This window comes from Streptomyces hygroscopicus subsp. hygroscopicus (assembly GCF_001553455.1).
Taxonomy (GTDB): domain Bacteria; phylum Actinomycetota; class Actinomycetes; order Streptomycetales; family Streptomycetaceae; genus Streptomyces; species Streptomyces hygroscopicus.
In genome coordinates this window covers 1-1,115 of sequence record NZ_BBOX01000313.1, presented here as the reverse complement: position 1 = coordinate 1,115, position 1,115 = coordinate 1, and the positions used below count along the sequence as shown (strand labels likewise).

Annotated in this window: 2 protein-coding genes; both read left to right on the top strand. The window is 67.3% G+C overall.

Annotated features, from left to right (window positions below; translation table 11 throughout):
- Nucleotides 1-341 precede the first annotated feature (341 nt).
- Nucleotides 342-797, top strand: a complete 456-nt coding sequence (locus tag AXW62_RS28710) for a recombinase family protein (protein ID WP_060947081.1) — start codon at nucleotides 342-344, stop codon at nucleotides 795-797.
- A 58-nt stretch (nucleotides 798-855) separates the two neighbouring features.
- Nucleotides 856-1,047, top strand: a complete 192-nt coding sequence (locus AXW62_RS28705; RefSeq protein WP_060947080.1) for a hypothetical protein — start codon at nucleotides 856-858, stop codon at nucleotides 1,045-1,047.
- Nucleotides 1,048-1,115: the final 68 nt, after the last annotated feature.

The window sequence follows — 1,115 nt, the reverse complement described above, 5'->3', positions numbered from 1 at the left end:
ATTCAGCACGCTCTCAACGTGCCGACGCCAACGCTCAGGACGCCGCTTATCAGTCTCCCAGCGCTTGACCTGATCGGTTGTACACGGACCGGTACGCGGGTCGTAACCGGCGGATTCATTGAGTTTTCGCGCCAGTTCCGCACGACTCAGACGAGCTGCCTCCCTGGCGGACCGGATGACGCCCCCGACGCTCACAGTGCCTCCTCGCACGTGCTGGCCCCCCGCTGGCCCCCTACTGGCCCCCAGTGTGGCACCTGTTCACCACCGGCAAGCCGTCGTTGACTGCTCGTCACCGGAACGAAAGTACAAGACCGACGCCCAGTCAGCGGGGAGGCCCAAAAATGGGAGACGACGCAACGAAGCCAATCCTTGTATTCATCTACGACCGTGAGGGGACCAGCCAGACGGATCGACTGCTCGCCCGAATCGCCATCTGCCGAGCCTTCGCAGCCGAGATGGGATGGGAGGTCACGGGTCAGTGGGTCGATCGCGGGGATGCCGCTATGGGGGAGCGCAGGCCGTTCTGGCAAGGCATGATCGCGGCTATGAAACAGCAGGGCCAGGGACGCCGCATCGTCTGTCTGGTGGCGAGCTGGAACCGCGTCGCGTACGACCTGGGCGTCCGTGCCCATCTGCGGCAGCTCGTTACCGAGGTCGGCGGCACGTGCGTGGCGGTCGAAGACGCCGTGCCCCCGCCGCCAATCTCCCGGGACGCGGCCATGCGTCAGATCCGGGCCAGTGGGCAGCAGATCGCCCCGGGGACGACGCTGGTTCGCCACGACGGGATGACGGCGTGACCTGTTTCCCGGCAGGGACGACGACTACCGGTCGCGCCTGACGGCGGGTGAAGACGCCGTGTCGTTCGAGGACCGGGGGCGCGCAGCCATCCGGGCGTCGTCGCGGTATCTGGCGGACCCGTCGACGTCCCTCAAAGACGCCCATGCGGCGATCAAGCTGCTTCAACTGACCCTCTCCGACATGATCACGGTCGCGGAGGACCGGAAGCGGCGGCTGGCGCGCCAGGAAGCCACGAGCCACCCAGCCTGATGACTTCCTCGTCCCCGCCCGAACCCCGCGCTTGGAAGAGGGCGAGGAGCGGCGGCGGGCGCACCTCA

Bases quoted from the DNA above. Each gene is read 5' to 3' on its own strand.
- AXW62_RS28710 (WP_060947081.1), top strand. From the start codon at position 342: ATGGGAGACGACGCAACGAAGCCAATCCTTGTATTCATCTACGACCGT.